The 23,375-nt window shown below is 65.1% G+C and carries 28 protein-coding genes; 17 read left to right on the forward strand and 11 right to left on the reverse strand.

Going from position 1 to position 23,375, the window contains the following annotated elements; genetic code table 11:
• The first annotated feature begins 218 nt into the window (after positions 1 to 218).
• Both AB3X86_RS32355 and AB3X86_RS32360 read left to right on the forward strand, forming a co-directional pair.
• Positions 219 to 1,370, forward strand: a complete 1,152-nt coding sequence (locus AB3X86_RS32355; protein ID WP_368599157.1) for an acyl-CoA dehydrogenase family protein — start codon at positions 219 to 221, stop codon at positions 1,368 to 1,370.
• A gap of 58 nt (positions 1,371 to 1,428) precedes the next feature.
• Positions 1,429 to 2,757, forward strand: a complete 1,329-nt coding sequence (locus AB3X86_RS32360) for an Nramp family divalent metal transporter (protein WP_368599108.1) — start codon at positions 1,429 to 1,431, stop codon at positions 2,755 to 2,757.
• Between the two features lie 153 nt (positions 2,758 to 2,910).
• On the opposite strand, the gene flhC is transcribed toward AB3X86_RS32360, so the two are convergent.
• From flhC to AB3X86_RS32390, 6 genes are all read right to left on the reverse strand, one after another.
• Positions 2,911 to 3,480: a flagellar transcriptional regulator FlhC gene (gene flhC, locus AB3X86_RS32365; protein WP_176106550.1), complete on the reverse strand. Its 570-nt coding sequence runs from the start codon at positions 3,478 to 3,480 to the stop codon at positions 2,911 to 2,913.
• 14 nt (positions 3,481 to 3,494) lie between these two features.
• Positions 3,495 to 3,815 (reverse strand): flagellar transcriptional regulator FlhD, encoded by a 321-nt coding sequence (gene flhD / locus AB3X86_RS32370; RefSeq protein WP_018434215.1) that lies wholly within the window; start codon positions 3,813 to 3,815, stop codon positions 3,495 to 3,497.
• Between the two features lie 745 nt (positions 3,816 to 4,560).
• Positions 4,561 to 5,097: a GNAT family N-acetyltransferase gene (locus AB3X86_RS32375; RefSeq protein ID WP_368599109.1), complete on the reverse strand. Its 537-nt coding sequence runs from the start codon at positions 5,095 to 5,097 to the stop codon at positions 4,561 to 4,563.
• Between the two features lie 41 nt (positions 5,098 to 5,138).
• Positions 5,139 to 5,987, reverse strand: a complete 849-nt coding sequence (locus AB3X86_RS32380; RefSeq protein ID WP_368599110.1) for a helix-turn-helix domain-containing protein — start codon at positions 5,985 to 5,987, stop codon at positions 5,139 to 5,141.
• Positions 5,988 to 6,159: 172 nt separating this feature from the next.
• The gene (locus tag AB3X86_RS32385) at positions 6,160 to 6,462 is read right to left on the reverse strand and encodes an addiction module antidote protein (RefSeq protein ID WP_368599111.1); all 303 of its coding nucleotides are present in this window, start codon (positions 6,460 to 6,462) and stop codon (positions 6,160 to 6,162) included.
• Complete coding sequence (locus AB3X86_RS32390; protein ID WP_368599112.1) at positions 6,459 to 6,848, reverse strand: type II toxin-antitoxin system RelE/ParE family toxin; 390 nt, start codon at positions 6,846 to 6,848, stop codon at positions 6,459 to 6,461. The genes AB3X86_RS32385 and AB3X86_RS32390 overlap by 4 nt, the downstream gene beginning before the upstream one ends.
• A 258-nt stretch (positions 6,849 to 7,106) precedes the next feature.
• Here AB3X86_RS32390 and AB3X86_RS32395 point away from each other — a divergent pair, with 258 nt between their 5' ends.
• From AB3X86_RS32395 to AB3X86_RS32420, 6 genes are all read left to right on the forward strand, one after another.
• Complete coding sequence (locus AB3X86_RS32395) at positions 7,107 to 7,475, forward strand: nuclear transport factor 2 family protein (RefSeq protein ID WP_368599113.1); 369 nt, start codon at positions 7,107 to 7,109, stop codon at positions 7,473 to 7,475.
• A gap of 22 nt (positions 7,476 to 7,497) precedes the next feature.
• A complete protein-coding gene (locus AB3X86_RS32400) occupies positions 7,498 to 7,779 on the forward strand; it encodes a hypothetical protein (protein ID WP_368599114.1) in 282 nt (93 codons plus the stop codon).
• A 62-nt stretch (positions 7,780 to 7,841) separates the two neighbouring features.
• Positions 7,842 to 8,312 (forward strand): RbsD/FucU family protein, encoded by a 471-nt coding sequence (locus AB3X86_RS32405; RefSeq protein WP_368599115.1) that lies wholly within the window; start codon positions 7,842 to 7,844, stop codon positions 8,310 to 8,312.
• Entirely contained in the window at positions 8,309 to 8,716 is a 408-nt protein-coding gene (locus AB3X86_RS32410) for a VOC family protein (RefSeq protein ID WP_368599116.1), read from the forward strand. The genes AB3X86_RS32405 and AB3X86_RS32410 overlap by 4 nt, the downstream gene beginning before the upstream one ends.
• 102 nt (positions 8,717 to 8,818) lie before the next feature.
• Positions 8,819 to 9,253: a DoxX family protein gene (locus AB3X86_RS32415; RefSeq protein ID WP_176379340.1), complete on the forward strand. Its 435-nt coding sequence runs from the start codon at positions 8,819 to 8,821 to the stop codon at positions 9,251 to 9,253.
• A gap of 61 nt (positions 9,254 to 9,314) precedes the next feature.
• Positions 9,315 to 9,587, forward strand: a complete 273-nt coding sequence (locus tag AB3X86_RS32420; RefSeq protein WP_013092174.1) for a hypothetical protein — start codon at positions 9,315 to 9,317, stop codon at positions 9,585 to 9,587.
• A gap of 22 nt (positions 9,588 to 9,609) precedes the next feature.
• Here the strand turns inward: AB3X86_RS32420 and AB3X86_RS32425 are convergent, their stop codons facing one another.
• Both AB3X86_RS32425 and AB3X86_RS32430 read right to left on the reverse strand, forming a co-directional pair.
• A complete protein-coding gene (locus AB3X86_RS32425; RefSeq protein WP_368599117.1) occupies positions 9,610 to 11,070 on the reverse strand; it encodes an MFS transporter in 1,461 nt (486 codons plus the stop codon).
• A 160-nt stretch (positions 11,071 to 11,230) separates the two neighbouring features.
• Positions 11,231 to 12,532 (reverse strand): MFS transporter, encoded by a 1,302-nt coding sequence (locus tag AB3X86_RS32430; protein ID WP_368599118.1) that lies wholly within the window; start codon positions 12,530 to 12,532, stop codon positions 11,231 to 11,233.
• Between the two features lie 292 nt (positions 12,533 to 12,824).
• On the opposite strand from AB3X86_RS32430, the gene AB3X86_RS32435 reads away from it, so the two are divergent.
• From AB3X86_RS32435 to AB3X86_RS32465, 7 genes are all read left to right on the forward strand, one after another.
• Positions 12,825 to 13,532, forward strand: a complete 708-nt coding sequence (locus AB3X86_RS32435) for a response regulator transcription factor (protein ID WP_368599119.1) — start codon at positions 12,825 to 12,827, stop codon at positions 13,530 to 13,532.
• A gap of 225 nt (positions 13,533 to 13,757) precedes the next feature.
• Positions 13,758 to 14,714, forward strand: a complete 957-nt coding sequence (locus AB3X86_RS32440) for a 4-hydroxyproline epimerase (protein ID WP_368599158.1) — start codon at positions 13,758 to 13,760, stop codon at positions 14,712 to 14,714.
• Positions 14,711 to 15,862: an NAD(P)/FAD-dependent oxidoreductase gene (locus AB3X86_RS32445; protein WP_368599120.1), complete on the forward strand. Its 1,152-nt coding sequence runs from the start codon at positions 14,711 to 14,713 to the stop codon at positions 15,860 to 15,862. Before AB3X86_RS32440 ends, AB3X86_RS32445 begins: the two co-directional genes overlap by 4 nt.
• On the forward strand, positions 15,855 to 16,130 hold the full coding sequence (locus AB3X86_RS32450; RefSeq protein ID WP_368599121.1) for a (2Fe-2S)-binding protein: 276 nt from the start codon (positions 15,855 to 15,857) through the stop codon (positions 16,128 to 16,130). Before AB3X86_RS32445 ends, AB3X86_RS32450 begins: the two co-directional genes overlap by 8 nt.
• Positions 16,127 to 17,419, forward strand: coding sequence for an NAD(P)/FAD-dependent oxidoreductase (locus tag AB3X86_RS32455; protein ID WP_368599122.1), 1,293 nt, complete (start codon positions 16,127 to 16,129; stop codon positions 17,417 to 17,419). The genes AB3X86_RS32450 and AB3X86_RS32455 overlap by 4 nt, the downstream gene beginning before the upstream one ends.
• Before the next feature lie 158 nt (positions 17,420 to 17,577).
• Positions 17,578 to 18,345, forward strand: coding sequence for a helix-turn-helix domain-containing protein (locus tag AB3X86_RS32460; RefSeq protein WP_368599159.1), 768 nt, complete (start codon positions 17,578 to 17,580; stop codon positions 18,343 to 18,345).
• 17 nt (positions 18,346 to 18,362) lie between these two features.
• A complete protein-coding gene (locus AB3X86_RS32465) occupies positions 18,363 to 18,692 on the forward strand; it encodes a hypothetical protein (protein WP_368599123.1) in 330 nt (109 codons plus the stop codon).
• Between the two features lie 72 nt (positions 18,693 to 18,764).
• Here the strand turns inward: AB3X86_RS32465 and AB3X86_RS32470 are convergent, their stop codons facing one another.
• The 3 genes from AB3X86_RS32470 to AB3X86_RS32480 form a co-directional block, all read right to left on the reverse strand.
• Complete coding sequence (locus tag AB3X86_RS32470; protein ID WP_368599124.1) at positions 18,765 to 19,019, reverse strand: hypothetical protein; 255 nt, start codon at positions 19,017 to 19,019, stop codon at positions 18,765 to 18,767.
• Positions 19,020 to 19,172: 153 nt separating this feature from the next.
• Positions 19,173 to 19,505, reverse strand: a complete 333-nt coding sequence (locus AB3X86_RS32475; protein ID WP_368599125.1) for a hypothetical protein — start codon at positions 19,503 to 19,505, stop codon at positions 19,173 to 19,175.
• Positions 19,506 to 19,708: 203 nt separating this feature from the next.
• Positions 19,709 to 21,598, reverse strand: a complete 1,890-nt coding sequence (locus AB3X86_RS32480; protein WP_368599126.1) for a bifunctional sugar phosphate isomerase/epimerase/4-hydroxyphenylpyruvate dioxygenase family protein — start codon at positions 21,596 to 21,598, stop codon at positions 19,709 to 19,711.
• A 319-nt stretch (positions 21,599 to 21,917) separates the two neighbouring features.
• On the opposite strand from AB3X86_RS32480, the gene aroQ reads away from it, so the two are divergent.
• Entirely contained in the window at positions 21,918 to 22,373 is a 456-nt protein-coding gene (gene aroQ, locus AB3X86_RS32485; protein WP_176106530.1) for a type II 3-dehydroquinate dehydratase, read from the forward strand.
• Positions 22,370 to 23,332, forward strand: a complete 963-nt coding sequence (locus tag AB3X86_RS32490) for a shikimate dehydrogenase (RefSeq protein ID WP_368599127.1) — start codon at positions 22,370 to 22,372, stop codon at positions 23,330 to 23,332. The genes aroQ and AB3X86_RS32490 overlap by 4 nt, the downstream gene beginning before the upstream one ends.
• The last annotated feature ends 43 nt before the right edge of the window (positions 23,333 to 23,375 follow it).

The following is a 23,375-nucleotide window of genomic DNA, read 5'->3' on the forward strand; positions in this document are numbered from 1 at the left end:
AAGCGTTTCATCAGCCTCATCAACCACGCCGGGCCGCGCGCAAGCGCCGCCCGGCGTTTTTCATGCAAATCGTTTTTCGCGCTTTCCTTGTGCAAATCGCTTCGTAGACCACGTGCACGCGGCTCCCTATCATCGTCCGATCCAGCCAATGACGACCCTAGGGCAAACCAGTGACTTTCGTGCATGACGGCATCGAGCAGATTAGCGAGCAGCAGCATATGGATTGCGCGCGCGACCTCACCACACTGCTAGCCGCTCTGCGCGCGAGCGCCGCACAGCGCGATCGCGAAGGCGGTCATGCCGCTCAGCAAAAGCAGTGGATCGCCGACGCGGGCCTGCTGACGCTCGCCGTGCCGCGCGAATTCGGCGGCGCTGGCGCGCGCTGGTCCGCGATCTACGATGTGGTGCGTGAACTCGCGCGCGTCGATAGCGCGCTCGCGCATCTGGTCGGCTTCACCTGTCTGCAGGTGGTCAGCATCGACCTGTGGGGCAATTCACGGCAGCGCGAGAAATATCTGCGCGGCACCGTCGAGCATCGCTGGTGGTGGGGCAATGCGGTGAATCCGCTGGATACGCGCCTCATCGCTACTTCGACGCACGACGGCGGCTACCTGCTCGATGGCCAGAAAGGCTTCTGTTCCGGTACGCGCGGCTCGCAGATGATGACCGTGTCCGCTCACGATCCATCGACCGGCAAACCCCTATTTGCGGCGGTGCCGACCGCGCGCGAAGGCATCACGGTTCACGACGACTGGGATCCGATCGGCCAGCGGCAGACCGACAGCGGCAGCGTGTCGTTCGCGCGCGTCAGGGTCGAGCCGCACGAGGTGCTCGAACGACCCGACACGCCACACGCGAGCTTGCGCACACTGATCTCGCAACAGGTGCTGACCAATCTGTTCGTCGGGATCGCACAGGGTGCACTGGAAGAGGCGCGAGCCTACGTGCACGAACATGGCCGGCCGTGGATCGCGTCCGGCGTCGCCAAAGCGACCGACGACCCCTACCTGATCCAGCGCTTCGGCGAGATGCATATCCAGACGGTCAGCGCCGCGGCGCTGGCCGCGCGCGCCGCGAACGCGCTCGACCAAGCGTGGCAGCAACGCGCAACGCTCGATGCCGAGAGCCGTGCGCGGGTCGCGCTCGCGACCTCGGAAGCGAAGATCGTCGCGCATCGGGCGGCGCTCGACATCGGCGAAAAACTCTTCGACGCCTGCGGCGCGCGCGCGACTCATGCGCCGCTCGCGCTCGATCGATTCTGGCGTAACGCGCGCGTGCACACGCTGCACGATCCGCTCGACTATCGCGTGCGCGACGTCGGCCGCTACGCGCTCAGCGGGACATTGCCGGAAGTTTCTCTGTACACTTGAGGCCGTTTGCGACGCCCGCCCGAGGCGTCGCGTCGATTCCTCCCGAGAGATTTCCGGCTTGCTGTTCAAACTACCTACAACCGCCACAGCGCCGTTCTGCCCGTCCGAGGTACAGGGTTCGGTGGCCGTCTCCGCGGGCGCGCCGTTCTGGAAGAAGATCCTGCAATTCGCGGGGCCCGGCCTGCTGGTATCGATCGGCTATATGGACCCGGGCAACTGGGCCACCGCGATCGAAGCCGGTTCGCGCTTCGGCTACAGTCTGCTGTTCGTCGTGCTGCTGTCGAGCCTCGCGGCGATGGCGCTGCAATGCCTGAGCATGCGGCTCGGCATCGCGACCGGGCGCGACCTCGCGCAACTGTCGAGCACGCGCTATTCGCCAGGCGTCGCGCGTGCGCAGTGGCTGCTCGCGGAGCTGTCGATCATCGCCTGCGATCTCGCCGAAGTGCTCGGCGGCGCGCTTGCGTTTCATCTGCTGTTCAACTGCTCGCTGACCACCGGCGTGTTGCTCACCGCGTTCGACACGCTGATCGTGCTCGGCCTGAAGGGCAAAAATTTTCGCGACCTCGAAGCGATCATGCTCGGCCTGATCGCGACGATCGGCGTCGGCTACATCATCGAGCTTGCGCTCGTCAGGCCGCATTGGCCGTCGGTCGCGCAGGGGCTGATTCCGTCGTGGCAGGCGTTGAATTCGCGCGAGCCGATGTATCTCGCGATCGGCATTCTCGGCGCCACGGTGATGCCGCATAACCTGTATCTGCACTCGTCGATCGTGCAGACCCGCGCGGTGAAGCGCGATTCGGCCAGCATCCGCTCGGCGATCGGCATGTCGCGTATCGACACGATCGCATCGCTCGTGCTCGCGGCGCTGATCAACATGGCGATCCTGATTCTCGCGGCCGCCGCGTTTCATGCGACGGGCCACGACCAGGTCACGCAGATCGAGGACGCCTACCGGCTGCTAGCGCCGATCGTCGGCACCGGCTTCGCCGCGTTCCTGTTCGCGATCACGCTGCTCGCGTCGGGACAAAGCTCGACGTTCACCGGCACGGTGGCGGGGCAGGTCATCATGGAAGGCTTCCTGAAGATGAAGATTCCGTGCTGGCAGCGGCGCTTCGTCACCCGAGCGCTCGCGCTGATTCCGGCGCTGATCGGCGTGCGGATGCTCGGCAATGGCGCTGTCGGCCAACTGCTCGTCGCGAGTCAGGTCGTGCTGAGCCTGCAACTGCCGTTCGCGCTTTATCCGCTGATCCGCATGACGAGCGACCGTTCGCTGATGGGCGAGTTCGCCAACACGCTGCCGACGCGGCTGCTCGTGTGGACGCTGTTTGTTGTGATTAGTGCCGCGAATCTGTGGCTCGTGGTCCAGACGGTGGGGCTGGTCGGTTGATCTGACCGGCGGCGAGGACTTATTCGCAACGCCGGTTGGCCCGGCGCGCAGGCAAAAAAAATCCGCGCAGTTCAATCACTGCGCGGATCCACCTGAGCTTCGGTTTGAATCGGAATCGGCTTGGCCGCGTCTCGCGACGGGCGCCTCGAACGGTCAGGCGGCCTGCGCGGCCTGCGCCGCACCGAGCGCTTCCCGGCGCGCGGCGGCTGCCTTCTTCGTCTTGCCGGCACGCGACGGCGGCTGGCACGCGCCGCATACGACGTTGTGCTGCAGGTCGTGCTTATGCGCGACGAACTTGCCGGTGCAGCGGCAGCACCTGGTCAGCTGCAGGATGTCCGCGTCGAAGAAACGCACGAGCGTCCACGCGCGCGTCAGATCGAGCACCGGCTCGGTTTCGCTGTGCTGACAGTGTTCGAGATACAACCGATATCCCTTGGTCAGCGCATCGAGATGCGAGCAGCGCGCTTCGTTCTTCAGGAACAGGTACGTGTTGTAGAACAGCGACGCGTGAATGTTCGCGAGCCACGTCATATACCAGTCCGCCGAAAACGGCAGCATGCCCTTGGGCGGCGATACGCCCTTGACCTCGCGATACAGGCGGATCATACGGTCGCGCGACAGCGTCAGCTCGCTCTCGAGCACCTGCATGCGGGCGCCGAGCTCGATCAGTGCGATCGCGCGAAATACTTCCTGTGCATCTTCGGTCAGGCTTCGCTTGAGCATTGCAGTCATCTCGATCAGGCAAATTGCTCGGCGGGCTGGCCTGCAAGCAGGATCGCCGTGTGGGTCGGTGCAACTGCGGCGTGCTTCGTCGTTTGCGTCAACGCCGACAACATCGCGTGGTCGTTGAAACGGAAGAAGCACAAAAGCTGGTCGGAAGAGGCCAGTTTGACGATTTGCGCGAGCGACAGCCCGGCGAGCAAATCAGCCAGTTCCGACGACAGTCCCAGCCGGAACATTCCGACCGGTTTGTCCTCGCGCAACATGCGTTGCGCGAGCATGATGTAAGACAAATTGATCTCGCGGATTGAATCCAGCGTCTCGCTGCTACGGTCCATTTTCTCTGTTTCCGAAGCCCCGAATTTCTATGTCGGCTTTGCGCCGTTATGTCTTTTCTGCCTCGCCGGAAACGCTGCCTCCGGCTACATGTTGCTACCTGCTACAGACGGCGAACATTTGATACAAGACGTTACATTTCGTAACAGCTCGGGACGAATTGTATGAAGGGTAAAACCAGAAATCAATCCCTCCACAAAAAAATATCTCAAAAAACCACATTATTTTTCGGTAACTTTTTCACGCCGTTGTAATGAATGATGCGACGTGGATTTTTAGCCTTTCGAGAGTCGTCGCTAACCCATGAAAACCCTTGCTGGGTGGGCGTCGAGCGTACTTGGTCGCGCCACGCATCTGCCACCGTGCGGCGATTGGAAAATTCGTTTTGAATAGGAAAGGAAATGGAAAGCGATGGAATAGACGGTAATAAATACTCGTCTTGCGCCCCGGGCGAGGGACGGATGAGGGGTGTAACGGCAAGATGCGCCCCCAGTTACAAGTGCGCAAACCAGGGCGGGATTTGTAACGGCTCCGTGCGGTCGGCAGGCGGACGGGCGGATGCGTTCGGCCCCGAGACCGAAAAGCGGTCGCAAACGTGTGCCGATTTACATTGCCGACGAGGATGGCGAGGAGCAGAGCCGTGCAGGATGCCTGACAGATATGTTGCTGCAATGGGCGCCGATATTTACAACCTTGCCGAGGCACCGGAATCGGCCACAGGGGGGCGCTGTCAGTACTTCCGGGGCGCTATGCGAGGAATCTCGCCATCAGATCCTCGTCATGGAATTCGCCGTCGACGTCCAACGCGCCGACTTCGCATCCATATTTGCGAAAGCCGAGCGATTCATACAGCTTGCGCGCCGCGTCGTTGCGGCTACCCACCGTCAGTTGCACCTGCCGCAAACCGTCGACGCGTGCGGCGCGCGTCAACAACTCGCTGAGCAGCGCACGCCCGACCCCACGACCAGCCGCTTCCTGTGCGACATACATGCCGACGACGTTTGCCTTGTGCCGTTCCTTGTGGGCCTGGTTGCGCAGCAGACCGACGACGCCGATCAGCGGAGCATCCGCCGATGCATACGCGCCGAGTAGGAACGAGCCTTCCGCCTCCGAGCCCAGCAACGTCGCATCATGCTGCGCGGCGCCTTTCGCGAGCGCTTCGTCGTAGCTTTGTCCGAACGAAGCGGGGTGCGCCTTCAGCCCGCGCAGACGAAACTGGAAATAGACGTCCCGGTCGGCGGGTCCGAGTTGGCGGATGAGCAGGGTGTCGGCGTTGACGGACATATCACTTGTTCGTGGTGAGTCGGGACTGGGTACGCGGGGGACTAGCCGCGCTGGTGTTCGGCAAACTCGCGCAGCGCGGCCGCGGTTTGCTGATCCGCCGGAAAGAACGCCTCGATAGCGAGTTCCGACAGCGTAACGTCAACCGGCGTGCCGAACACCGTGGTGGTGCTGAAAAACGACAGCACGCCAAGCGGCGTACGAAGCCGCAAAGGCACGGCGATCTGGTTGAGGACTGCATCGTCCCGCATCGACGCGTCTGCATCAGGCGGCGCGGGATAGCCGGCCAACTCGTCGCGCAGCGCGCTCAGCGTGTCGTCGCCGCTGACGTCGATCTGCCGTTGCAGCCGGGCCAGCACATGCTCGCGCCATGCATGCCAGTTGACGATCGACGCCGCGATGCCTTGCGGATGCAGGCTCAGTCGCAGCGCGTTGACCGGCGGCTTCAGCAGTTCGGGACTCGCGCCGCTCAACAACGGCGCAAGCGCATTGTTGGTCGCGACGATGGTCCAATGCCGGTCGATCGCGAGGGCCGGGTAGGGCTCGTGTCCCTTGAGCACCAGTTCGACGGCTTCGCGCGCGGCGGAGAGCTGCGGGTCGGAGAGCGGACGTTCGCGAAACAGCGGCGCGTAGCCGGCCGCGACGAGCAGGGCATTGCGCGCGCGCAACGGCACGTCGAGACGCTCGGCGAGATGCATGACCATTTCCCGGCTCGGTAGCGCGCGCCCCGATTCGACAAAGCTCAGATGGCGCGTCGAAATGTCGGCCTCCGTGGCGAGCAGCAGCTGACTCATGCGCCGCCGTTGCCGCCATTCGCGGAGAAGTTCGCCGACCGCCCGAGTGCCTCTCGACGGGGATGACGGAGCCGTTGGTGCGATAGAGAGTGTGTTCATGCCACCGATGATAGCCAAAGCGTGCAAGCAATCGATTACCTGAGAGGTAATGCCCCGCCAATTTCAACCAACGCGATGCGCGGCCGATACCGTCGATTCGCACCAACGATTGCACCGGCCTCGGCCGCCACGTGCGAACGCGGGCGGCACCGTGGCCAGCGCGGCGCCCCGCTCAGGGGGCGGCCAGGCGCAGCGGCACGGCGGTGAATTTGACGCCGATCGCACTCGCCAGCTTGAGGACCGTGTCCATGCGTGGCTTGGAGCCGGGCGCGAGTGTCTTATACAGGCTTTCGCGGCCCAGGCCCGCTGCCGCGGCGATCTTCGTAATGCCGCGTGCCTTGGCGATGTCCGCAATGGCGGCGAGCAGCAGATCGGAGTCGCCCTGGTCGAGCGCGGCGTTCAGATAGGCCGCGACCATTTCGTCGTTGTCGAGGTACTTCGATGCGTCGAAGCGTGCCGTTTTGATCTTGCTCATGACCGTTCCTTTCTGATGGTTGCCCACATTGTTCCGGCATGCCTGATATCGGCCTGCTGCGTGGACTTGTTACCCCCGCAAAGCAGCAGATACATCATGCGCCCCTCGCGCGCGTAGTAGACCCGGTAACCCGGGCCGCAATCGATGCGCATCTCGAACACGCCGTTTTCCAGCAACTTCGCGTCGCCGAACAGCCCGCGTTCCGCGCGCCGGATTCGCACGAGAATTTGCGCCTTCGCCTTGAGGTCGGTGAGGCCGTGAAGCCAACGATCGAACTCATCGGTGCAGTTGATCGTGTACACGCGCGGTGTTTCGATCTGCGGATGATTGTATCCCCCAGGATACGGTCGCGCAAGCGAAAAAAGTGTCTCGATAAAGCGGTCCAAGCCGTCCTCCTGTTCATTGCATTGCCCGCCTCGAGATGTCATCGGCAGGCTTCGTGAGGTTAGCGATGCGAAGGTTTCTTGACGACTCGGCCGAATGGCCTATTTGACGTGAAGGACAGTGAAAGACGCTGCATCCGCTTGATTACCTCTCACGTAATCGACGCAATGCACGCGAACAGTCAATCTTCACTCCGAGCCCGCCGCATGCGATGCGTATGACGCGCGAAGTGCTCAGTCCTGCCAATCGAGGAGTTTGAGATGAATGCACATACCGATCTGATCGACCGTTATTTCGATACCTGGAACGAAACCGATGGCGCGCGTCGTCGCGAGTTGATTGCGGCCACGTGGAGCGCCGACGCCGACTATCGCGACCCGCTGCTGGCGGGGGCGGGCCACGATGGCATCGACGCGATGATCCGCGCGGTGCACGAGCGTTTTCCGCATCACACGTTTCGCCGCACGACCGACGTCGACGGTTTCGCGGATCGTCTGCGCTTCTCTTGGGCACTGACGACGCCTGCCGGCGAGGCGATCGTGAAGGGCTCGGACTTCGGCGTGGTGGACGCGCATGGACGCTTGCAAGCGGTCACCGGTTTCCTCGACGAAACCCCCGGCGCCGCCTGAGGCGCTTTTCACGGAGACGATCATGCACGACCCCGCCGCCGCCAGGCCCGCACAAGTCCATCTCGCGTTGCTGCGCGTCGCGGCCGCGTTCGATGCGGTATCGAGCGCGATCGCCGGTTTTGCGCTGCTCGGCGGCGCGCGGGCGTTCATGTTCATCGCACTGTTCGGTTGGCGCGAGCCGGTGCTCGGCGGCGCGGGGCTCGTGCTGCTCGCCGTGGTCGGATGGCTGCGCTGGCAATGCGGTGCGAGCGCAGCGCCGCAAGAGCCGCGACGCGCTTGCTACAATCGATCGTCGTGCGGATGATTGCGTGACACGCACGACCTCACCGCCGCGGCATGTTCCCAACCGAACGACCAGGAGACCCCGTGCTGAAAAATCTGGACCCGCTGCTGAACGCCGATATCCTGCACGCGCTGCGCTCGATGGGCCACGGCGACGAGCTCGTGATCTGCGACGCCAACTTCCCGGCCGACGCGGTCGCGCGCGAGACCGTGCTCGGCAGGCCGCTGCGCCTCGACGGCGTCAGTTCGCCGCGCGCGATCCGCGCGGTGCTGTCGGTGCTGCCGCTCGACACCTTCATCGAGCATCCCGCCTCGCGCATGGAAGTGGTGGGCGAGCCGCACGCGATTCCCGCGGTGCAGCGCGAAGCGCAAGCCGAAGTCAATGCGGGAGAGGGGCGCGAGGTGCCCTTCGTGTCGATCGAGCGGTTCGCGTTTTACGAGCGTGCGCGCCGCGCATACTGCGTGATCGCGACAGGCGAAGAGCGCGGCTATGGTTGCTTCGTGTTCACGAAGGGCGTGTTGCTCGCGCCGGACGCGCCGCACGCAAAACCATGAGCTTTCAGCTAGACAGTCTCGATCATCTCGTTCTGAACGTCGCTGACGTCGAAGTGAGCGCGGCGTGGTACGCGCGGATGCTCGGCATGCGACGCACCGAGTTCATGTCGCGCAGCGGCATGCGCGTGGCGATGACCTACGGCAACCAGAAGATCAATCTGCGTCCCGCGTCGGCCGATACCGTCGTCTGGTTCACGTCGCGCGAGGCGGTGCCGGGCACGGCGGACCTGTGCTTCGTGACCACCGCGAGCCCGGACGAAGTCAAGGCGCACTGGCTCGCGCAAGGCGTAGCGATCGAGGCGGGGCCGGTGGAGCGCGACGGCGCGCGCGGCAAGATGACCTCGGTGTATTGCCGCGATCCGGACGGCAACCTGATCGAGGTCGCCACCTATCCATCAGCCTGAGCGGGCTTGGAAATCGTCGCCATTGCACATATGCTCAGGGGCGAGGCGGGGAACTGAGCCCGTCTATTCGGGTCTGCTGCTTATTCATTACAGGAGTCCCCCATGTCGCGTCCCGTCGATTTCGGCATTATTTTCATCGCCCGTCTTGCGCTTTCCGTGCTGTTTCTGTGGAGCGGTGTGATGAAACTGCTGGGCTATGCGGGCTTCGTCGGATACCTGCATTCGAAGGGCGTGCCGTTCGTGCAGATCGCCGCGCCGATCGCAACCGCGGTCGAGGTGCTCGGCGGCCTGCTGCTCGTGATCGGCTTCAAGGTGCGACCGCTCGCGCTGATCATGGCGGTGTATACGGTCGCGACCGCGGTGCTCGGCCACGACTTCTGGAATATCACCGACCCTGCGTTGCAGCACGACATGGTGATTCATTTCTGGAAGAACATCGGAATCGCGGGCGGTTTTCTGCTGCTGTTCGTCACCGGCGCGGGGCGTCTGAGCGTCGACAACGCGCGCGCGCCGCGCAGCGGACTCGGCGGCCTGTAGGGCGCGGCCCGGATCCTGCTACCAGCAGGGTTCCAATCCGCGCCATTCAAGGGAGCAGATGATGATTCAGAACTTCGAGCAAATGATCGGCGGCAAGGTCACGCAACTGTGCGCGAGTCTCGGCGAAGGGGCGACGCCGCATCGCGTGATCATCAGCCTCGCCGATTCTGCTAAGACGCTGGTGGTTCTGGATGCGTCCGGATTCATCGGCACGCTGAAGGCGGAGATCGAGGACCCGGAAAAACTGGTCGCCGATGCGATTGCGAAGGCGCGCAACGAAGGCCTGATCGAGCGCGCAATCGATACCGGCACGATTCAGGAGGCGTCGCTATAGGCGCCTGCGTGACACGCACCGTTTACTTACTCGCGGCTCTCGCCCCGCGTCCCGACGATGCCGTCGCGTGCGGCTCCGGATGCACGAAACACGCAAGCACCAGACCCAGCACCAGCAATCCCACCGAGATAGCCGTCGCCGCCTGCATTCCCGGCACGATCTGGGTCGCGGCCGCGCCACCCGCGAGCGCGCCGAACGCCGCCACGCCTACTGCGCCGCCAGCCTGCCGCGCCGTGTTCAATACCGCCGACGCCGTGCCCGCGCGCCGCGCTTCGGTCGATGCGAGCACCGCCGTGGTCATCGCGGGCACCGCGAGTCCCATGCCCGACGGAATCAGCAAAAACGGCAGCAGCAGGCCAATCAGCGGCGTGTCGGCATCGACCAGATGCAGCAGGCCGTAGCCGAGACCGGCCGTGATCGCACCGAGGATCATCGGCACGCGCACCCCGAGGCGGCCGATCACCCAGCCGCTCGCGACGTTCGAGATCAGGAAGCCGCCCGTCAGCGGCAGGAACGCGAGGCCCGCCTGCAGCGGCGTATAGCCGCGCACACGCTGCAGGTAGAGGCTCAGCACGAACACCATGCCGTAATACGTCAGGTTCACGCAGATGCCGAACAGCACGGCGGCGCTGAACGTGCGCGTGCCGAACAGAGACAGCGGCAGCATCGGGCTCGCGACATGCGCTTCGACGAACACGAACGCGACCGCCGCCAGCAGCGCCAGCACGAAGCCGCCGGCGACCAGCGGATGCGCAAGCCCGAGCGGCCGCCATTCGATCACCGCGGCGACGAACGCGGTCAGCGCGACGATCGCGAGACACTGGCCGCCGAGATCGATGCCGCGCGGTATCGCGCCGGTGTTGCCGCGAGCGGCGGCGGGCGCGCCGCGCTGCGCGGTTTGCGGACGCGGAATCCACAGCAGCGTCGCCAGCAGGCCCGCCGCACAGATCGGCAGATTGACGAGAAAGATGCTGCGCCAGCCGAACGCGGCGATCAGCAGACCGCCGGCCACCGGCCCGGCCGCGATCGAAATCGCGCCGGACGCGGTCCACAGGCCGACCGCGCGCGCCCGCAGCTTCGGTTCGTGGCCGAACGACTGATTGAGCAGCGCGAGCGAATTCGGCAGCATCGCGGCCGCGCCGATGCCTTGCACCGCGCGTGCGGCGACGAGCATCGGGGCGTCGATCGCGAGTCCGCAGGCCAGCGACGCGAGCGCGAACAGCACGATTCCGCACGCATACATGCGCCGCGCGCCGAAGCGGTCGCCGAGCGCGCCGGCCGACAGCATCAGCACGGCGAACGCGAGCGTGTACGCATCGACGACCCATTGCAGTCCCGCGACGTTCGCGTGCAGATCCGCGCCGATTCGTGGCAGCGCGATATTGACGATGGTCACGTCGAGTTGCGTGACCACGAAGCCCACGCTGACGGTCGCGAGAACGCGGCCGAGGGCGGACGAAAAGGAGGGTGTGGATGAGTTCATGACTGCATCGTATGCCCGATGCAGCGTGCCACGTTTCGGTGTGGCGTGAAGTATGGATGTCGCCCGTGCGAGCGACGGCGCGTCGAAGGCCGCGCCGTCGCGGAGCGCCTCGTCGACGGGCTGGATGCGGATCGACGAAGCGAGCTCCGGCGTCGGCTCTTCAACGCCCCTGCGGCGCGTCCTTGATGAACAGCGTGGTCAGCGCGCCCAGCACGCAGATCGCCGCGACATACAGCGGCGCGGCCAGCGGGTTCGACTTCATCATCAGCGACACGGCGATCGGCGTCAGACCGCCGAACACCGCGTACGCGACGTTGTACGAGAACGAAATGCCCGAGAAGCGCACCACCGGCGGGAATCCACGGACCATCACGAGCGGAATCGCGCCGATCACGCCGACGAACAGCCCGGCCAGTGCATACAGCGGCACGAGCAGGGACGTGTCGACGGCCAACTGGCGAAACATCACGTAGTACGTGATTGCAAGCGCAACGCCGCCGACGAAAATCGTGCGACCCGCGCCAATGCGGCCGGCGATCGAACCCGCCATCACGCAGCCGATCGTCAGGCACAGCGTCGCGACACAGTTCGCGAGCAGCGCGGTGGCCGGCTCGATATGGAATTGCTTTTGCAGCAGCGTCGGCGTCATCAGGATCACGACGACGATCGCCGCCGACAGCATCCACGTGAGCAGCATCGACACGATCACCGCGCGGCCGTGATCGCGCAGTACGGCCTTCAGCGGCACTTCCGCGGCGATCGCCTTGCGCTGCTTCAGCTCGGCGAACACCGGCGTCTCGTGCAGCCAGCGGCGCAGATACACCGAGAACATGCCGAACACGCCGCCGATGAGGAACGGAATGCGCCACGCAAAATCGGAAATATCGGCGGGCGTGAAATGGCGATTGACCGCGGACGCGATCAGCGAGCCGAGCAGAATGCCGGCCGTGAGGCCGGCCGTCAGCGTGCCGCACGCATAGCCGACGTGCCGCCCGGGCACATGCTCGGACACGAACACCCATGCGCCCGGCACTTCGCCGCCGACCGCCGCGCCCTGCATCACGCGGAACAGCAGCAGCAGCACCGGCGCGAGCACGCCGATGCTCGCGTAGGTGGGCATCAGGCCCATCAGCAGCGTCGGCACCGACATCAGCAGCACGCTCAGCGTGAACATGCGCTTGCGGCCGAACAGGTCGCCGAAGTGCGCCATGATGATGCCGCCGAGCGGCCGCGCCAGATAACCGGCCGCGAAAATGCCGAAAGTCTGCACCTGACGCAGCCAGTCCGGCATCGCCGCCGGGAAGAACAGCTGGCCGATCGCGGGCGCGAAGAAGACGAAGATGATGAAGTCGTAGAACTCGAGCGCTCCGCCGAGCGCGGCGAGACCGAGTGTCTTGTAATCGCTGTGCCCAAGCGGGCGTGGGGTGACAGCCTGTGCTCCACCCAGATTTGTTGCTTGCATTGCCATGTCTTTTGTTGAATTGGGAGCCACGCGGGTCACGCGTGGACATATGGCGGTCGTCGGGCGAGAAGTGTGGCAAGCGCTGGGTAGAGCACGGAACACGGGCGCGCCGTCCGGATAGGGCGGGCGCGCTGACGACTGAGGCCGGCGCGGATTTTACAGGATGAAAGGGGAAGTGCCGCGGAAGTGCCCAATTGAGCGAAGAAAGCGCGGAAATTAGGAATGCTCCGAAGGGAGGGACCGGGGTGCGTCCCGGAGAATGGCTCGCGAGTCCTTATCGAGAGTTCATTCCATGCGCGTTGCTGTCCTTCAGCGTGACCCGGTCATGCGTCGGTCCATTGAATCAATGCTGGTGAGAGCCGGCCATTTCTGCGCGGCGTATGACGACGGCCGCGCGATGTCGAAATCGCTCGTGCACTCCACGATGGATCTGCTGGTGCTCGACTGGCAGGATACGCGGCCCGCCGGCGCGGACCTGTTGCGCTCGATGCGCGTCGTGGCAGGCGAGCACGTGCCGATCATGTTCGTGTCGAACGACAGATCGGAGGAAAGCATGGTGCGCGCGCTCGCTGGCGGTGCCGACGAATACCTCGCGTTGCCGTTGCGGGACGCCGAGTTTCGCGCGCGAGTCGCGGCGCTGCTGCGGCGCGCTTACCCGGTGAGTTTCAGCGCCGCGACCTGCTTCGAGATCGGCCCTTACCGTTTCGACACGGTCCGCCGGGCCGTCGCGCTGCGCGGCAAGCCGGTGCCGTTGTCGCCCACGCAGTACCGGATCGCGGTGCTGCTCTTTGCCAACATCGATCGCGTGATGTCGCGCGACCATATCTTCGCGACGGTGTGGGGCCGCGAGCCGCGCGAATACACGCGGACCATCGACAGTCACGTGTCGCGGCTGCGTCTGCTGCTCGCGATCGAGCCGCGTAATGGTTTTCGGCTGCAACCTGTATACAGGAGCGGCTACCGGTTGCTGCGGGTCGGCGACCCTGTGCTCGGGGGGTGAAGATTTGCAGTCGGCCGGGTATATGCTGAAATCCGCGTTATAGGCCGTTGGGCTGGCCAGTGGCGTTCGGTGCCGTGTCCGGAGTGATGTTTGTCGACGCCGATACCGAATAGCGGCACGTTCCCCGCGCCGCGCGCGCGGCGGATCAAGCATCGTCCCGGTATGCCGAAATCGTCTCAATCCGCGCGCACGCGCACCAAGACCCACCCGCCCGCGATTCCTACCATGGGCGACATGAAAACCCTCAATATCATCGACTCGCACACCGGCGGTGAGCCTACCCGCCTCGTGGTGTCGGGTGGCCCAGACCTGGGCGGCGGCACGCTCGCGCAACGGCTCGACGTTTTCCGCACCCGCTTCGACGACTGGCGTGCCGGCATCGTCACAGAACCGCGCGGCTCGGACGTGGTGGTCGGCGCGCTGCTCTGCGAGCCCGACGATCCGAGCTGCGCGGCCGGCGTGATCTTCTTCAACAACGTCGGCTATCTCGGCATGTGCGGACACGGCACGATCGGGCTCGTCGTGTCGCTCGCGCACATGGGGCAGATCGGGCCGGGACGGCACTGCATCGAAACGCCGGTCGGCGTGGTCGAGGCGGCGCTGAACGAAGACGGCGCCGTCGCAGTGCGCAACGTGCCCGCGTATCGCCACCGCAAGGCCGTGCAGGTCGACGTGCCTGGCTATGGCGTGCTGACCGGCGACATCGGCTGGGGCGGCAACTGGTTTTTCCTCGTCGCCGAGCATGGCCAAGAGCTCGAAGCCGCGAACATCGCGAGCCTGACGGCATTCAGCTCGGCGATTCGCGACGCGCTGATCGCACAGAACATCACCGGCGCGAACGGCGCGCTGATCGACCATATCGAGCTGTTCGGACCGGGCTCGCGCAAGGGCCTCGACAGCCGCAGTTTCGTGCTGTGTCCGGGCAATGCGTACGACCGCTCGCCGTGTGGCACCGGCACGAGCGCGAAGGTCGCGTGTCTCGCGGCCGACGGCAAGCTCGCCGAAGGCGCGGTGTGGCGCCAGGAGAGCATCATCGGCAGCGTGTTCGAGGCGAGCTATCGCGCCGCGGGCGACGGCGTCCATGTGATTCCAACCATCACCGGTCACGCGCACGTGATGGCCGAGGGGCGTCTGTGTTTCGATGAGCGCGATCCGTTCGCGTGGGGTATCCGCACCGCATGAGCCCGGACGCGCTGATCATCGGAGCGGGTATCGTCGGTGCCGCGTGCGCGGCGGAACTGGCCGCGCTCGGCATGCGCGTCGACGTGCTCGACGCGCAGCGCATCGGCGGCGGCGCGACGGCGGGCGGCATGGGCCACATCGTCGTGATGAACGACTCGCCCGCCGAATTCGCACTGAGCCGCTATTCGCGCGAGCTGTGGCTCGAACTCGCGCCGCAGCTGCGCGCGCGTGACGCGTTCGCGCGCTGCGGCACACTGTGGGTCGCAGCCGACGACGAAGAGTGGCAAGCCGCGCGCGCAATGCATGCGGCGTTTGGAAGCCAAGGCGTTGCCGCACAACTGGTGGATTCTGCCGGGTTGCGCGCCTGCGAACCGGCGCTCGCACCATCGATGGCCGGCGGCTTGCGCATCGAGCACGACAGCATCGCGTATGCGCCGACCACTGCCGAATGGCTGCTCACCCAATCGCCGCACGCGGCGAATATCAGCGTGCGGCTCGGTGCGCAAGTCATGTCGATCGATGCGGGCGGTGTGACGCTGGCGAGCGGCGAGTGCATCAGCGCGGCGCACGTGGTCGTCGCGAACGGCCTCGGCGCGGCGCAATTGCTGCCGTCGCTGCCGATGCAGCCGAAGAAAGGCCATCTGCTCATCACCGACCGGTACCCGGGGCTGATCCGTCATCAACTGCTGGAGCTCGGCTACGTCAAGAGCGCACATCACGCGACCGGCACGTCGGTCGCGTTCAACGCGCAGCCGCGTCCGACCGGGCAATTGCTGATCGGCTCGTCGCGCCAATTCGGAACGACCGATCCCGCCGTCGAGATGCCCGTGCTCGCGCAGATGCTGCAACGCGCAGCGCTGTATCTGCCGGCGTTGCCGACGCTCAGCGGCATCCGCGCGTGGACGGGCTTTCGTGCGGCGTCGCCGGACGGCCTGCCGCTGATCGGCCCGGCCGGCGAGTTTGCGCCCGAGGTTGGCTCTGGTTCCATGTCCCGCGTGTGGCTTGCGGTCGGTCACGAAGGGCTTGGCGTAACGACCTCGCTCGCGACCGCGACACTGCTCGCCGCGCAGATCGCGGGCCACGCCGCGCCGATTCCGTTCGAACCTTATCTGCCGGTCCGTTTTGCTGAACAGGTGGCCCATGACTGATCCTGACGCGGCTAGCATCCGATTGACGGTCGACGGTTGCAGCATCGAAGTGAAACCCGGCACGATCGTGGCCGCGGCGCTCGCTATTGCGGGTATCCGCGGCTCGCGTCTGTCGGTCAAAGGCGAGCCGCGCGCCGCGCTATGCGGGATGGGCGTGTGCCAGGAGTGCCGCGTGACGATCGACGGTTGCTCGCACGTGCTCGCGTGCCAGACGCTGTGCCGCGACGGCCAGTGCGTGCAGACACGAAACGGGACAGTACACGCATGACGCGGCACTTCGACATCGTGGTGATCGGCGGTGGTCCGGCCGGGCTCAATGCCGCGCGAGCGGCGGCGCAGGCAGGCGCGACGGTCGCACAGATCGATGACAACCCGCGCGCCGGCGGCCACATCTGGCGCCAGGGGCCCGGCTATCCGCCGCAAGCGCCGCTGCATGCGTTGCTCGCGGCGTTGCTATCGCAGCGAAACTTCACTTACTGGCCAGCGACGCGCGTGATCGCGCCGCTCGGCGCTCAAGCTTTGCTGCTCGAATCCGCCGAACAAGGCGGCGTGTCGATCACTTACGACAGGCTGATTCTTGCGACCGGCGCGCGCGAGCGTCTTCTGCCATTTCCCGGCTGGACCTTGCCCGGCGTGACCGGCGCGGGCGCATTGCAGGCGCTCATCAAAGGCGGCATGCCGGTGCGCGGCGAACGCATCGTAATCGCCGGCAGCGGCCCGCTGCTGATGGCGGCGTTCGCCACCGCGCGAGAGGCCGGCGCGCATGTGATCGCGGTGGTCGAGCAGGCATCGGCGGCGAAGGTCGCGCGGTTCGGTGTGTCGCTGCTGCGCGAGCCTGCGAAGCTGCGTCAGGCGGTCAGTCTCACGCGCGGCTTCGCGGGACTGCGCTACTGGAGCGGCAGCATCGTGCGCGAAGCCCGCGGCGCCGAGCGCGTTGAGCAGGTGACGATCCGGCGCGGCGAGCGCGACGTGACGCTCAATTGCGAGCGCGTCGCGTGCGGCTACGGACTGCTGCCGAACATCACGCTTGCCCAGGCGCTCGGCTGCGCGATCAACGACGCGGGCGAAATCGCCGTCGACGCTGGGCAGCGCACCTCGCTCGAACGCGTTTATGCGGCGGGCGAGTGCACGGGCGTCGGCGGCGCGGAACTCGCTTGCGCGGAAGGCGAGATCGCCGGTCTCGTGGCGAGCGGCGCGGTGGCTACCCAACGCGCCGCACTGGCGGCGCTCGTTACGCAGCGCGCGCGCTGGCGGGGCTTTGGCGCGCGTGTCGCGGCGTCGTTCGCATTGGGCGAGGCGGCTCGCACGCCGCCTGCAGATGCGACGCTGCTGTGCCGTTGCGAGGACGTGAGCGTCGGCGAGGTGCGCCGCTGCGCCGACTGGCGTGACGCGAAGCTGCAGACGCGCTGCGGCATGGGCCCTTGCCAAGGGCGCATCTGCGGCGCGGCCGCGAGCCTGTACTTCGGCTGGCCGGCCGCCGCGCCGCGTCCGCCATTCAGCCCGGCGCAAATTGGCACGCTGATGAGCGCCGCCGAGCCGCCGACAGCGGCGCTGTGACGGCTCCGCGGTTACCCTCGACAGATATTGGCAGGCGGCGCGCCGCTCTATAATCGATCGCTATCGACTGCACGAGCAGGCTGCGCGGCCTCACCGGCGCAGTAATCCGCGAACGCACCTAACGCAATCAACCAGGCACGCACCAACGGAACCGCATGATGAACACGCTGGCTCATCCGCTCGAACCGGGCGATACGACGCTGTCAGGCATGCTGTCGCATTTCAGGTTGCTCGAGCCGGTATTCGATGCAATGCCGGATGTCGTGTTCTTCGTGAAGGACGCGGACGCGCGCTACGCGCTCGTCAACCGCACGCTCGCTTCGCGTTGCGGCTTCAAGGAAAAGGCGGCGCTGCTCGGCAAGACCGCGGAAGACGTGTTTCCGCGCCGCTTCGGGCGCATCTATACCGCGCAGGACAAGGCGATCATCGGCGTCGGCAACCAGATGCTCGATCAGCTCGAATTGCATCTGTATCCGGGCCGTCAACCGGGCTGGTGCCTGACCTGCAAACAGCCGTTGCGCGATGCGAGCGGCAAGGTGGTGGGCCTTGCCGGCATCTCCCGCGATCTGAAAGCCGACGAAAGCACCCACCCGGCCTACAGCCGGCTTGCGGCCGTCGTGCGGTCGATCCAGGAGAATTACGTGCAGCCGCTGAACCTGAAGCAGCTTGCGGCGATGGCGGACATGTCGGTCGCGCAGCTGGAGCGCTACTTTCACAAGGTGTTTCATCTGACGCCGCGCCAGGTGCTCCTGAAAACGCGACTCGATGCGGCGACCGCACTGCTGGTTTCGCATGACAAGGTCACCGACGTCGCCGCGCGTTGCGGCTACACCGATCACAGTGCGTTCACGCGGCAATTCAAGGCGACCGTCGGCGTCACACCGACCGAATACCGGATGTTGCTGCACGGCACGCTGCGCGGCTGAGCGGCGTCGGGCGTGTCATGGCCGGTCGCGGACATCACTATTACGTGTACGTCGTCGCGCTCGACGACAAGGTGTGGAGCGAGGCGCGCTTTCGTCGCGCGAATCCCGATTACAGTTTCGGCAAGCCGTGCGTGTACGTCGGCATGACCGGGCTCGATCCGGACTTGCGCTTCGATCGGCATAAGGCGGGTATTCAGGCGAATCGATATGTGCGCGACTACGGCTTGCGTCTGATGCCCGAACTGTACGAAGTGTTCAACCCGATGCCTTACCGCGGCGCGCAGGATATGGAAGTCGAGCTGGCGATCGGATTGCGCGAGGCGGGGTATGGGGTGTGGCAGGCTTGAGAGGCCTGAATGAAAAAGGCCGCGGTAACGTCGATCGTTGCCGCGGCCTCAAACAGTTACGATGGTCGTGCTTTACTTCACTCCAAGCCCCCGCAACACCGCATTACCCTCGGACGTCAGGCGGATATGCTGCGTGCCCGCGTCGTTCGAAATGGTTTCGACGAGGCCTGCTTCGTAAAGCTGCGGAATTTCGGGTTTTGCGGATGCATCGATCGGTGCGTGCAACAGCAGCAGCAGCGTCGCGAGTTCGTGATGGCTCAACAGACGGCGCAGGATCGTGGGCCGCTTGGCCGGCGTTTCGTTGGTATTCGGTTCGGGCTGGTTCATGGAGCACACCTCGTGCGGGGACATGTCCGGGGATGTTGCGGACGAAGTCTTAAACGATTCTTAAGACTCCATTGTCCTGTAACACCGTGACATGAACGTTGCAATGGGTCAGATTCCGGCCCCCGCAACTTCGCCTTTATGCGCCACCGAGCCTTATGGCGCGCAGGTCTTGGCTGCCGATTCGATCCACAGGTTGCTTACATGACGCTTGCCCGCATAGAAACGGTAAGTTGTCGCGCCATTGTCGCTGCGTACCTTGATGATGTTCGAGTCGCCAAAATCGAGCATCTGGCCTTGCGGGATGCCGGTCGACTTGAACGCGGCGTTGTGCTGATTGGCCAACTGCGTCAGACAGGCGACCACGTCGTCGACGGAGCGCTGCGTCGTCGTGTCCGTGACGGGTTCGCCGGAATCGGGGTCCTTCTGGAAATACGCGCAAGCGTTGAGAAGCAGCGAAAGGGACAGGACTGCAGCGAACTTCTTCATATCTCTCCTGGCGTTGATTGGGCGATTCGGCCGCGGGTCCACGCGTCGCGCGGGCTGGACCCCAAAACAGCCGCCATTATATCGAGACGGCGAACCTGACCGACCGGGGGTGCAAATCGCGTGCCTGAAACACCAAATCCGTATCGTCGCGGCGACGTTCCAATGACGAAGGCGCCGCCGTGCCTCGCGTGTCTGCCTGCCCGTTACTTGCGGCGCTGTGCCTGAGCCGCGAGCCGCACCGCCGCATTGGCCGCGCCGTAGCCGTCATAACCACCGCGCCGCTCGACGATTTCGAGGAAGAAGCGCTGGTCGAGTTGCTCCGTATAAGCGTGGAAGAACTCGCCGCCGCGTTCGTCGCGGTCGTACAGGATATTGTTCGCGCGCATCGCTTCGAGCAGCGTGTCGGACAGCGCGTAGCGGGCCGCGAGGTCGTCGTAGTAATTGCGCGGAATGCGCAGGACCGGCACCCCATCGGCGACGAATTCGGGGATCGCGCTGAAGATGTCGCCGGTACTGAAAGCGACGTGGTTCAGTCCCGAGCCGTGATAAGTGTGCAGCGCCTCGGCCACCGCCGTGTGGCGATCCACCGATGCATTCAGCGCGATCCGCACCGAGCCGTCGGCGCTGCGCAGCGCGCGGCTGCGCACGAGGCCGTACGGATCGGGCACGAGCACCCCCGGCTCGGCCTGGAAGCCGAACGCGGTGCGCAAAAACAGCACCCACGTGTCGAGCGCACTCGCCGGCACCGACAGGCACACGTGATCGATGCGCTCGAGCGGTCCCACCTCGGTCGGCCCGTTGATGTCAGTCAGCACGAAATCGGCCTCGAACAGCGTGGGCTGATCCGGCGTTTCGTCGACGAAATAGTTGAGGCTGCCGTCCGGTGCCTGCACGGCCGGCAACACGCGTTCGTTCGGCCCGATCTGGCCGGAGAACGGCGAGTAGCCAAAGCCGGCGGCGCGCTCGAACGCCTGGCTCGCGTCGTCGACGCGAAACGCCGATGCGCACAGCGACAAGCCATGCTGCTGAAAAAACGCGTTCGCGAACGAATCGGGCTCCGCGTTCAGCACGATCGATGCCGCGCCGTGCTGATACAGCGTCACGTCCTTCGAACGATGCTGGCCGGCCTGGCGAAAGCGCAGCTTGCCGAGCCAGTCGGCGAGTTGCGCGCGGGTGGTGTGATCGACCGCGAATTCGAGGAACTGATAGCCGACGTGCGCGGGTGCGGCGGCCGAGCGGTACAGCTCGCCCGTCGTTTTCTGCGGCTGCTGCTCTTCGAGCAGCGCACGAGTTTGCTCTTCGAGGAACAACAGCGAGCGATGGCCATCGGCGGCCGTAATCGTGGTGGGGGCGGCGCGAAAGCCGTCGTTGAAGATTTCCAGCGAGAGCGGGCCCTTGTAGCCGGCTTTGACGACCTGCGCGGTGAAGTTCGCGAGGTCGAAGTCGCCCTGGCCGGGGAAGCAGCGGTAGTGGCGGCTCCATTCGAGCACGTCCATCGCGAGCTTCGGCGCGTCCGCGATCTGCACGAACGCGATGCGCTCGCCGGGAATGTCGGCGATCGCGTCGGGCGTGTCGTTCAGCGAGAGCGTATGAAAGCTGTCGAGCACGAGCCCGAGGCTCGGATGGTTCACGGCGTCGACGAGCTTCCACGCGTGGCGGTAGGTCTTCACGTGCTTGCCCCAGGCGAGCGCCTCGTAACCGGCGATCACGCCGGCCGCTTCGGCCGCGCGCGCCAGCGCGCCCAACTGGTCGATCATCAGCGAGTCGTCGCAGATCGTCTCGGGCGACACGTTGCTGCACACGAGGATGCGGTCCGTGCCGAGCTCATGCATCACGTCGAACTTGCGCTTCGCGCGGTCGAGATTGCGCTCGAGCCGCTCGGGACTGACGCCGTCGAAATCGCGAAACGGCTGGAACAGCATGATCTTCAGGCCGAGGTCGTCGGCGATGCGGCGCACGTCGGCCGGCGAGCCGTCGAAATACAGCAGGTCGTTCTCGAAGATTTCGACACCTTCGAAGCCCGCCGCGCGGATCGCGCTCAGCTTCTCGACGAGGGTGCCGCTAATCGACACGGTGGCTATCGAACGTTGCATGAACGGCTCCTGCAAAGACGGACAAACGAAGGGGAAACAAGGAGACAAACCGCTGCGGCGCGCCTATGGGCGCTGCCTGTCGGGCTTGCTGCAGTGCGCAAAGTGAGCGAGTTCGTTACGCACTGCAGCAAGGCGCAGACCAGAATACCCCACACTAGACGGCGAGTTTCGACAGTTTATACAAACTAACTAGATGGTACAAATTCGTAGAAACCCCGAATGACGGTAACGGCCGATGAGCGCACACTTCGCCATGCGTCGAAGAACCGTCGCGAGTGCCGCGGTTCGAGTCGCGCTTTATTTTGTGGGAGTCGTTGTCATGAGCTTTGCCTCCGTACTGGTCCTGAACGGACCGAACCTCAATCTGCTGGGCACGCGCGAGCCGGCCATCTATGGCTCGGAAACGCTCGACGACGTCGCGAAGCTGTGCCGCGACGCGGGCGAGCGCCTCGACCTCGCGATCGACTTCTGCCAGTCGAACGCCGAGCATCAACTGATCGACTGGCTGCACGCGGCGCGCACCAAGGTCGACGGCATCGTGATCAATCCGGCCGCGTACACGCACACGTCGGTCGCGATCGCCGACGCGCTGACGGCGATCGAAAAGCCCGTCGTCGAGGTGCATATTTCGAACGTGCATCGGCGCGAAGCGTTCCGGCATCACTCGTACGTGTCGGCGGTGGCGGACGCGATCATCGTCGGCTGCGGCACGCAGGGCTATGTGCTCGCGCTGGAACGGATGGCGACGATTCTTAAGAATAGGGCGGCCAAATGAACACTCAAGCGAACACTCAAGCGAACACTCAAGCGAACACTCAGGAAAATCCCCGGTCCGACGCGCAGATCACCGCGTTGGCCAATGCGCAGGCGAGTTTGCGGGCCACGCCCCAGTCCTTTCTGGTCGGACTGATCGGCTCGGGCATCAGCGGTTCGCTCACGCCCGCAATGCACGAGGAAGAGGGCAGCAAACTCGGTCTGCATTACGTGTACCGACGCATCGATCTGGATGCGCAGAAGCTCGATACCGCCGCGCTGCCGGAGCTGCTGACCGCGGCCGAACGGATGGGTTACAACGGCCTGAACATCACCTATCCGTGCAAGCAGGCGGTGATTCCGCTGCTCGATGAACTGTCCGACGACGCCCGCGCGCTCGGCGCGGTCAACACCGTGCTGTTCAAGGACGGCAAGCGTATCGGTCACAACACCGACTGGTCCGGTTTCGCGCGCGCGTTTCAGCGCGGCCTGCCGGACGTGTCGCTGGAACGCGTCGTGCAACTGGGCGCCGGCGGCGCCGGCGCGGCGGTCGCGCACGCGGCGCTGAACATGGGCGCGCAGTCGCTGACGCTGTTCGACGTCGATGCCGCCCGCGCGCAATCGCTCGCCGACGAATTGCAGGCGCGTTTCCCGAAAGCCAAGGTCAGCGCGGGCACCTCGCTCGAAGAATCGCTCGCCGCCGCCCAAGGGCTGATTCATGCGACGCCGACCGGCATGGCTAAAATGCCCGGCCTGCCGCTGCCGGCCGAATTGCTGCACCGCGACCTGTGGGTTGCCGACATCGTCTATTTCCCGATTCGCACGGCGCTGCTGCAGGCAGCCGAGGCGCTCGGCTGCCGCACGCTGAGCGGCGGCGGCATGGCGGTCTACCAGGCGGTCGACGCGATGCGCATTTTTACGGGGCTCGAGCCGGACGCCGAGCGCGTCTACACCCATTTTCAATCGCTGTTGCAACGCTAACCGGCCGCGTAGAGACCGGCATCCAAGCTGATCGAGGAGACCA

Origin of the sequence: Paraburkholderia sp. BR14374, from assembly GCF_040948685.1 — a bacterium.
In the GTDB taxonomy this organism is placed as follows: Bacteria; Pseudomonadota; Gammaproteobacteria; order Burkholderiales; family Burkholderiaceae; genus Paraburkholderia; species Paraburkholderia youngii.

Coding starts and splice junctions, on each gene's coding strand:
- AB3X86_RS32355 (WP_368599157.1), top strand. CDS start 219: ATGGATTGCGCGCGCGACCTCACCACACTGCTAGCCGCTCTGCGCGCG.
- flhC (WP_176106550.1), bottom strand. CDS start 3,480: ATGCTCAAGCGAAGCCTGACCGAAGATGCACAGGAAGTATTTCGCGCG.
- flhD (WP_018434215.1), bottom strand. CDS start 3,815: ATGGACCGTAGCAGCGAGACGCTGGATTCAATCCGCGAGATCAATTTG.
- AB3X86_RS32375 (WP_368599109.1), bottom strand. CDS start 5,097: ATGTCCGTCAACGCCGACACCCTGCTCATCCGCCAACTCGGACCCGCC.
- AB3X86_RS32380 (WP_368599110.1), bottom strand. CDS start 5,987: ATGAACACACTCTCTATCGCACCAACGGCTCCGTCATCCCCGTCGAGA.
- AB3X86_RS32385 (WP_368599111.1), bottom strand. CDS start 6,462: ATGAGCAAGATCAAAACGGCACGCTTCGACGCATCGAAGTACCTCGAC.
- AB3X86_RS32395 (WP_368599113.1), top strand. CDS start 7,107: ATGAATGCACATACCGATCTGATCGACCGTTATTTCGATACCTGGAAC.
- AB3X86_RS32400 (WP_368599114.1), top strand. CDS start 7,498: ATGCACGACCCCGCCGCCGCCAGGCCCGCACAAGTCCATCTCGCGTTG.
- AB3X86_RS32410 (WP_368599116.1), top strand. CDS start 8,309: ATGAGCTTTCAGCTAGACAGTCTCGATCATCTCGTTCTGAACGTCGCT.
- AB3X86_RS32415 (WP_176379340.1), top strand. CDS start 8,819: ATGTCGCGTCCCGTCGATTTCGGCATTATTTTCATCGCCCGTCTTGCG.
- AB3X86_RS32420 (WP_013092174.1), top strand. CDS start 9,315: ATGATTCAGAACTTCGAGCAAATGATCGGCGGCAAGGTCACGCAACTG.
- AB3X86_RS32425 (WP_368599117.1), bottom strand. CDS start 11,070: ATGAACTCATCCACACCCTCCTTTTCGTCCGCCCTCGGCCGCGTTCTC.
- AB3X86_RS32430 (WP_368599118.1), bottom strand. CDS start 12,532: ATGCAAGCAACAAATCTGGGTGGAGCACAGGCTGTCACCCCACGCCCG.
- AB3X86_RS32435 (WP_368599119.1), top strand. CDS start 12,825: ATGCGCGTTGCTGTCCTTCAGCGTGACCCGGTCATGCGTCGGTCCATT.
- AB3X86_RS32440 (WP_368599158.1), top strand. CDS start 13,758: ATGGGCGACATGAAAACCCTCAATATCATCGACTCGCACACCGGCGGT.
- AB3X86_RS32445 (WP_368599120.1), top strand. CDS start 14,711: ATGAGCCCGGACGCGCTGATCATCGGAGCGGGTATCGTCGGTGCCGCG.
- AB3X86_RS32450 (WP_368599121.1), top strand. CDS start 15,855: ATGACTGATCCTGACGCGGCTAGCATCCGATTGACGGTCGACGGTTGC.
- AB3X86_RS32455 (WP_368599122.1), top strand. CDS start 16,127: ATGACGCGGCACTTCGACATCGTGGTGATCGGCGGTGGTCCGGCCGGG.
- AB3X86_RS32460 (WP_368599159.1), top strand. CDS start 17,578: ATGAACACGCTGGCTCATCCGCTCGAACCGGGCGATACGACGCTGTCA.
- AB3X86_RS32465 (WP_368599123.1), top strand. CDS start 18,363: ATGGCCGGTCGCGGACATCACTATTACGTGTACGTCGTCGCGCTCGAC.
- AB3X86_RS32470 (WP_368599124.1), bottom strand. CDS start 19,019: ATGAACCAGCCCGAACCGAATACCAACGAAACGCCGGCCAAGCGGCCC.
- AB3X86_RS32475 (WP_368599125.1), bottom strand. CDS start 19,505: ATGAAGAAGTTCGCTGCAGTCCTGTCCCTTTCGCTGCTTCTCAACGCT.
- AB3X86_RS32480 (WP_368599126.1), bottom strand. CDS start 21,598: ATGCAACGTTCGATAGCCACCGTGTCGATTAGCGGCACCCTCGTCGAG.
- aroQ (WP_176106530.1), top strand. CDS start 21,918: ATGAGCTTTGCCTCCGTACTGGTCCTGAACGGACCGAACCTCAATCTG.
- AB3X86_RS32490 (WP_368599127.1), top strand. CDS start 22,370: ATGAACACTCAAGCGAACACTCAAGCGAACACTCAAGCGAACACTCAG.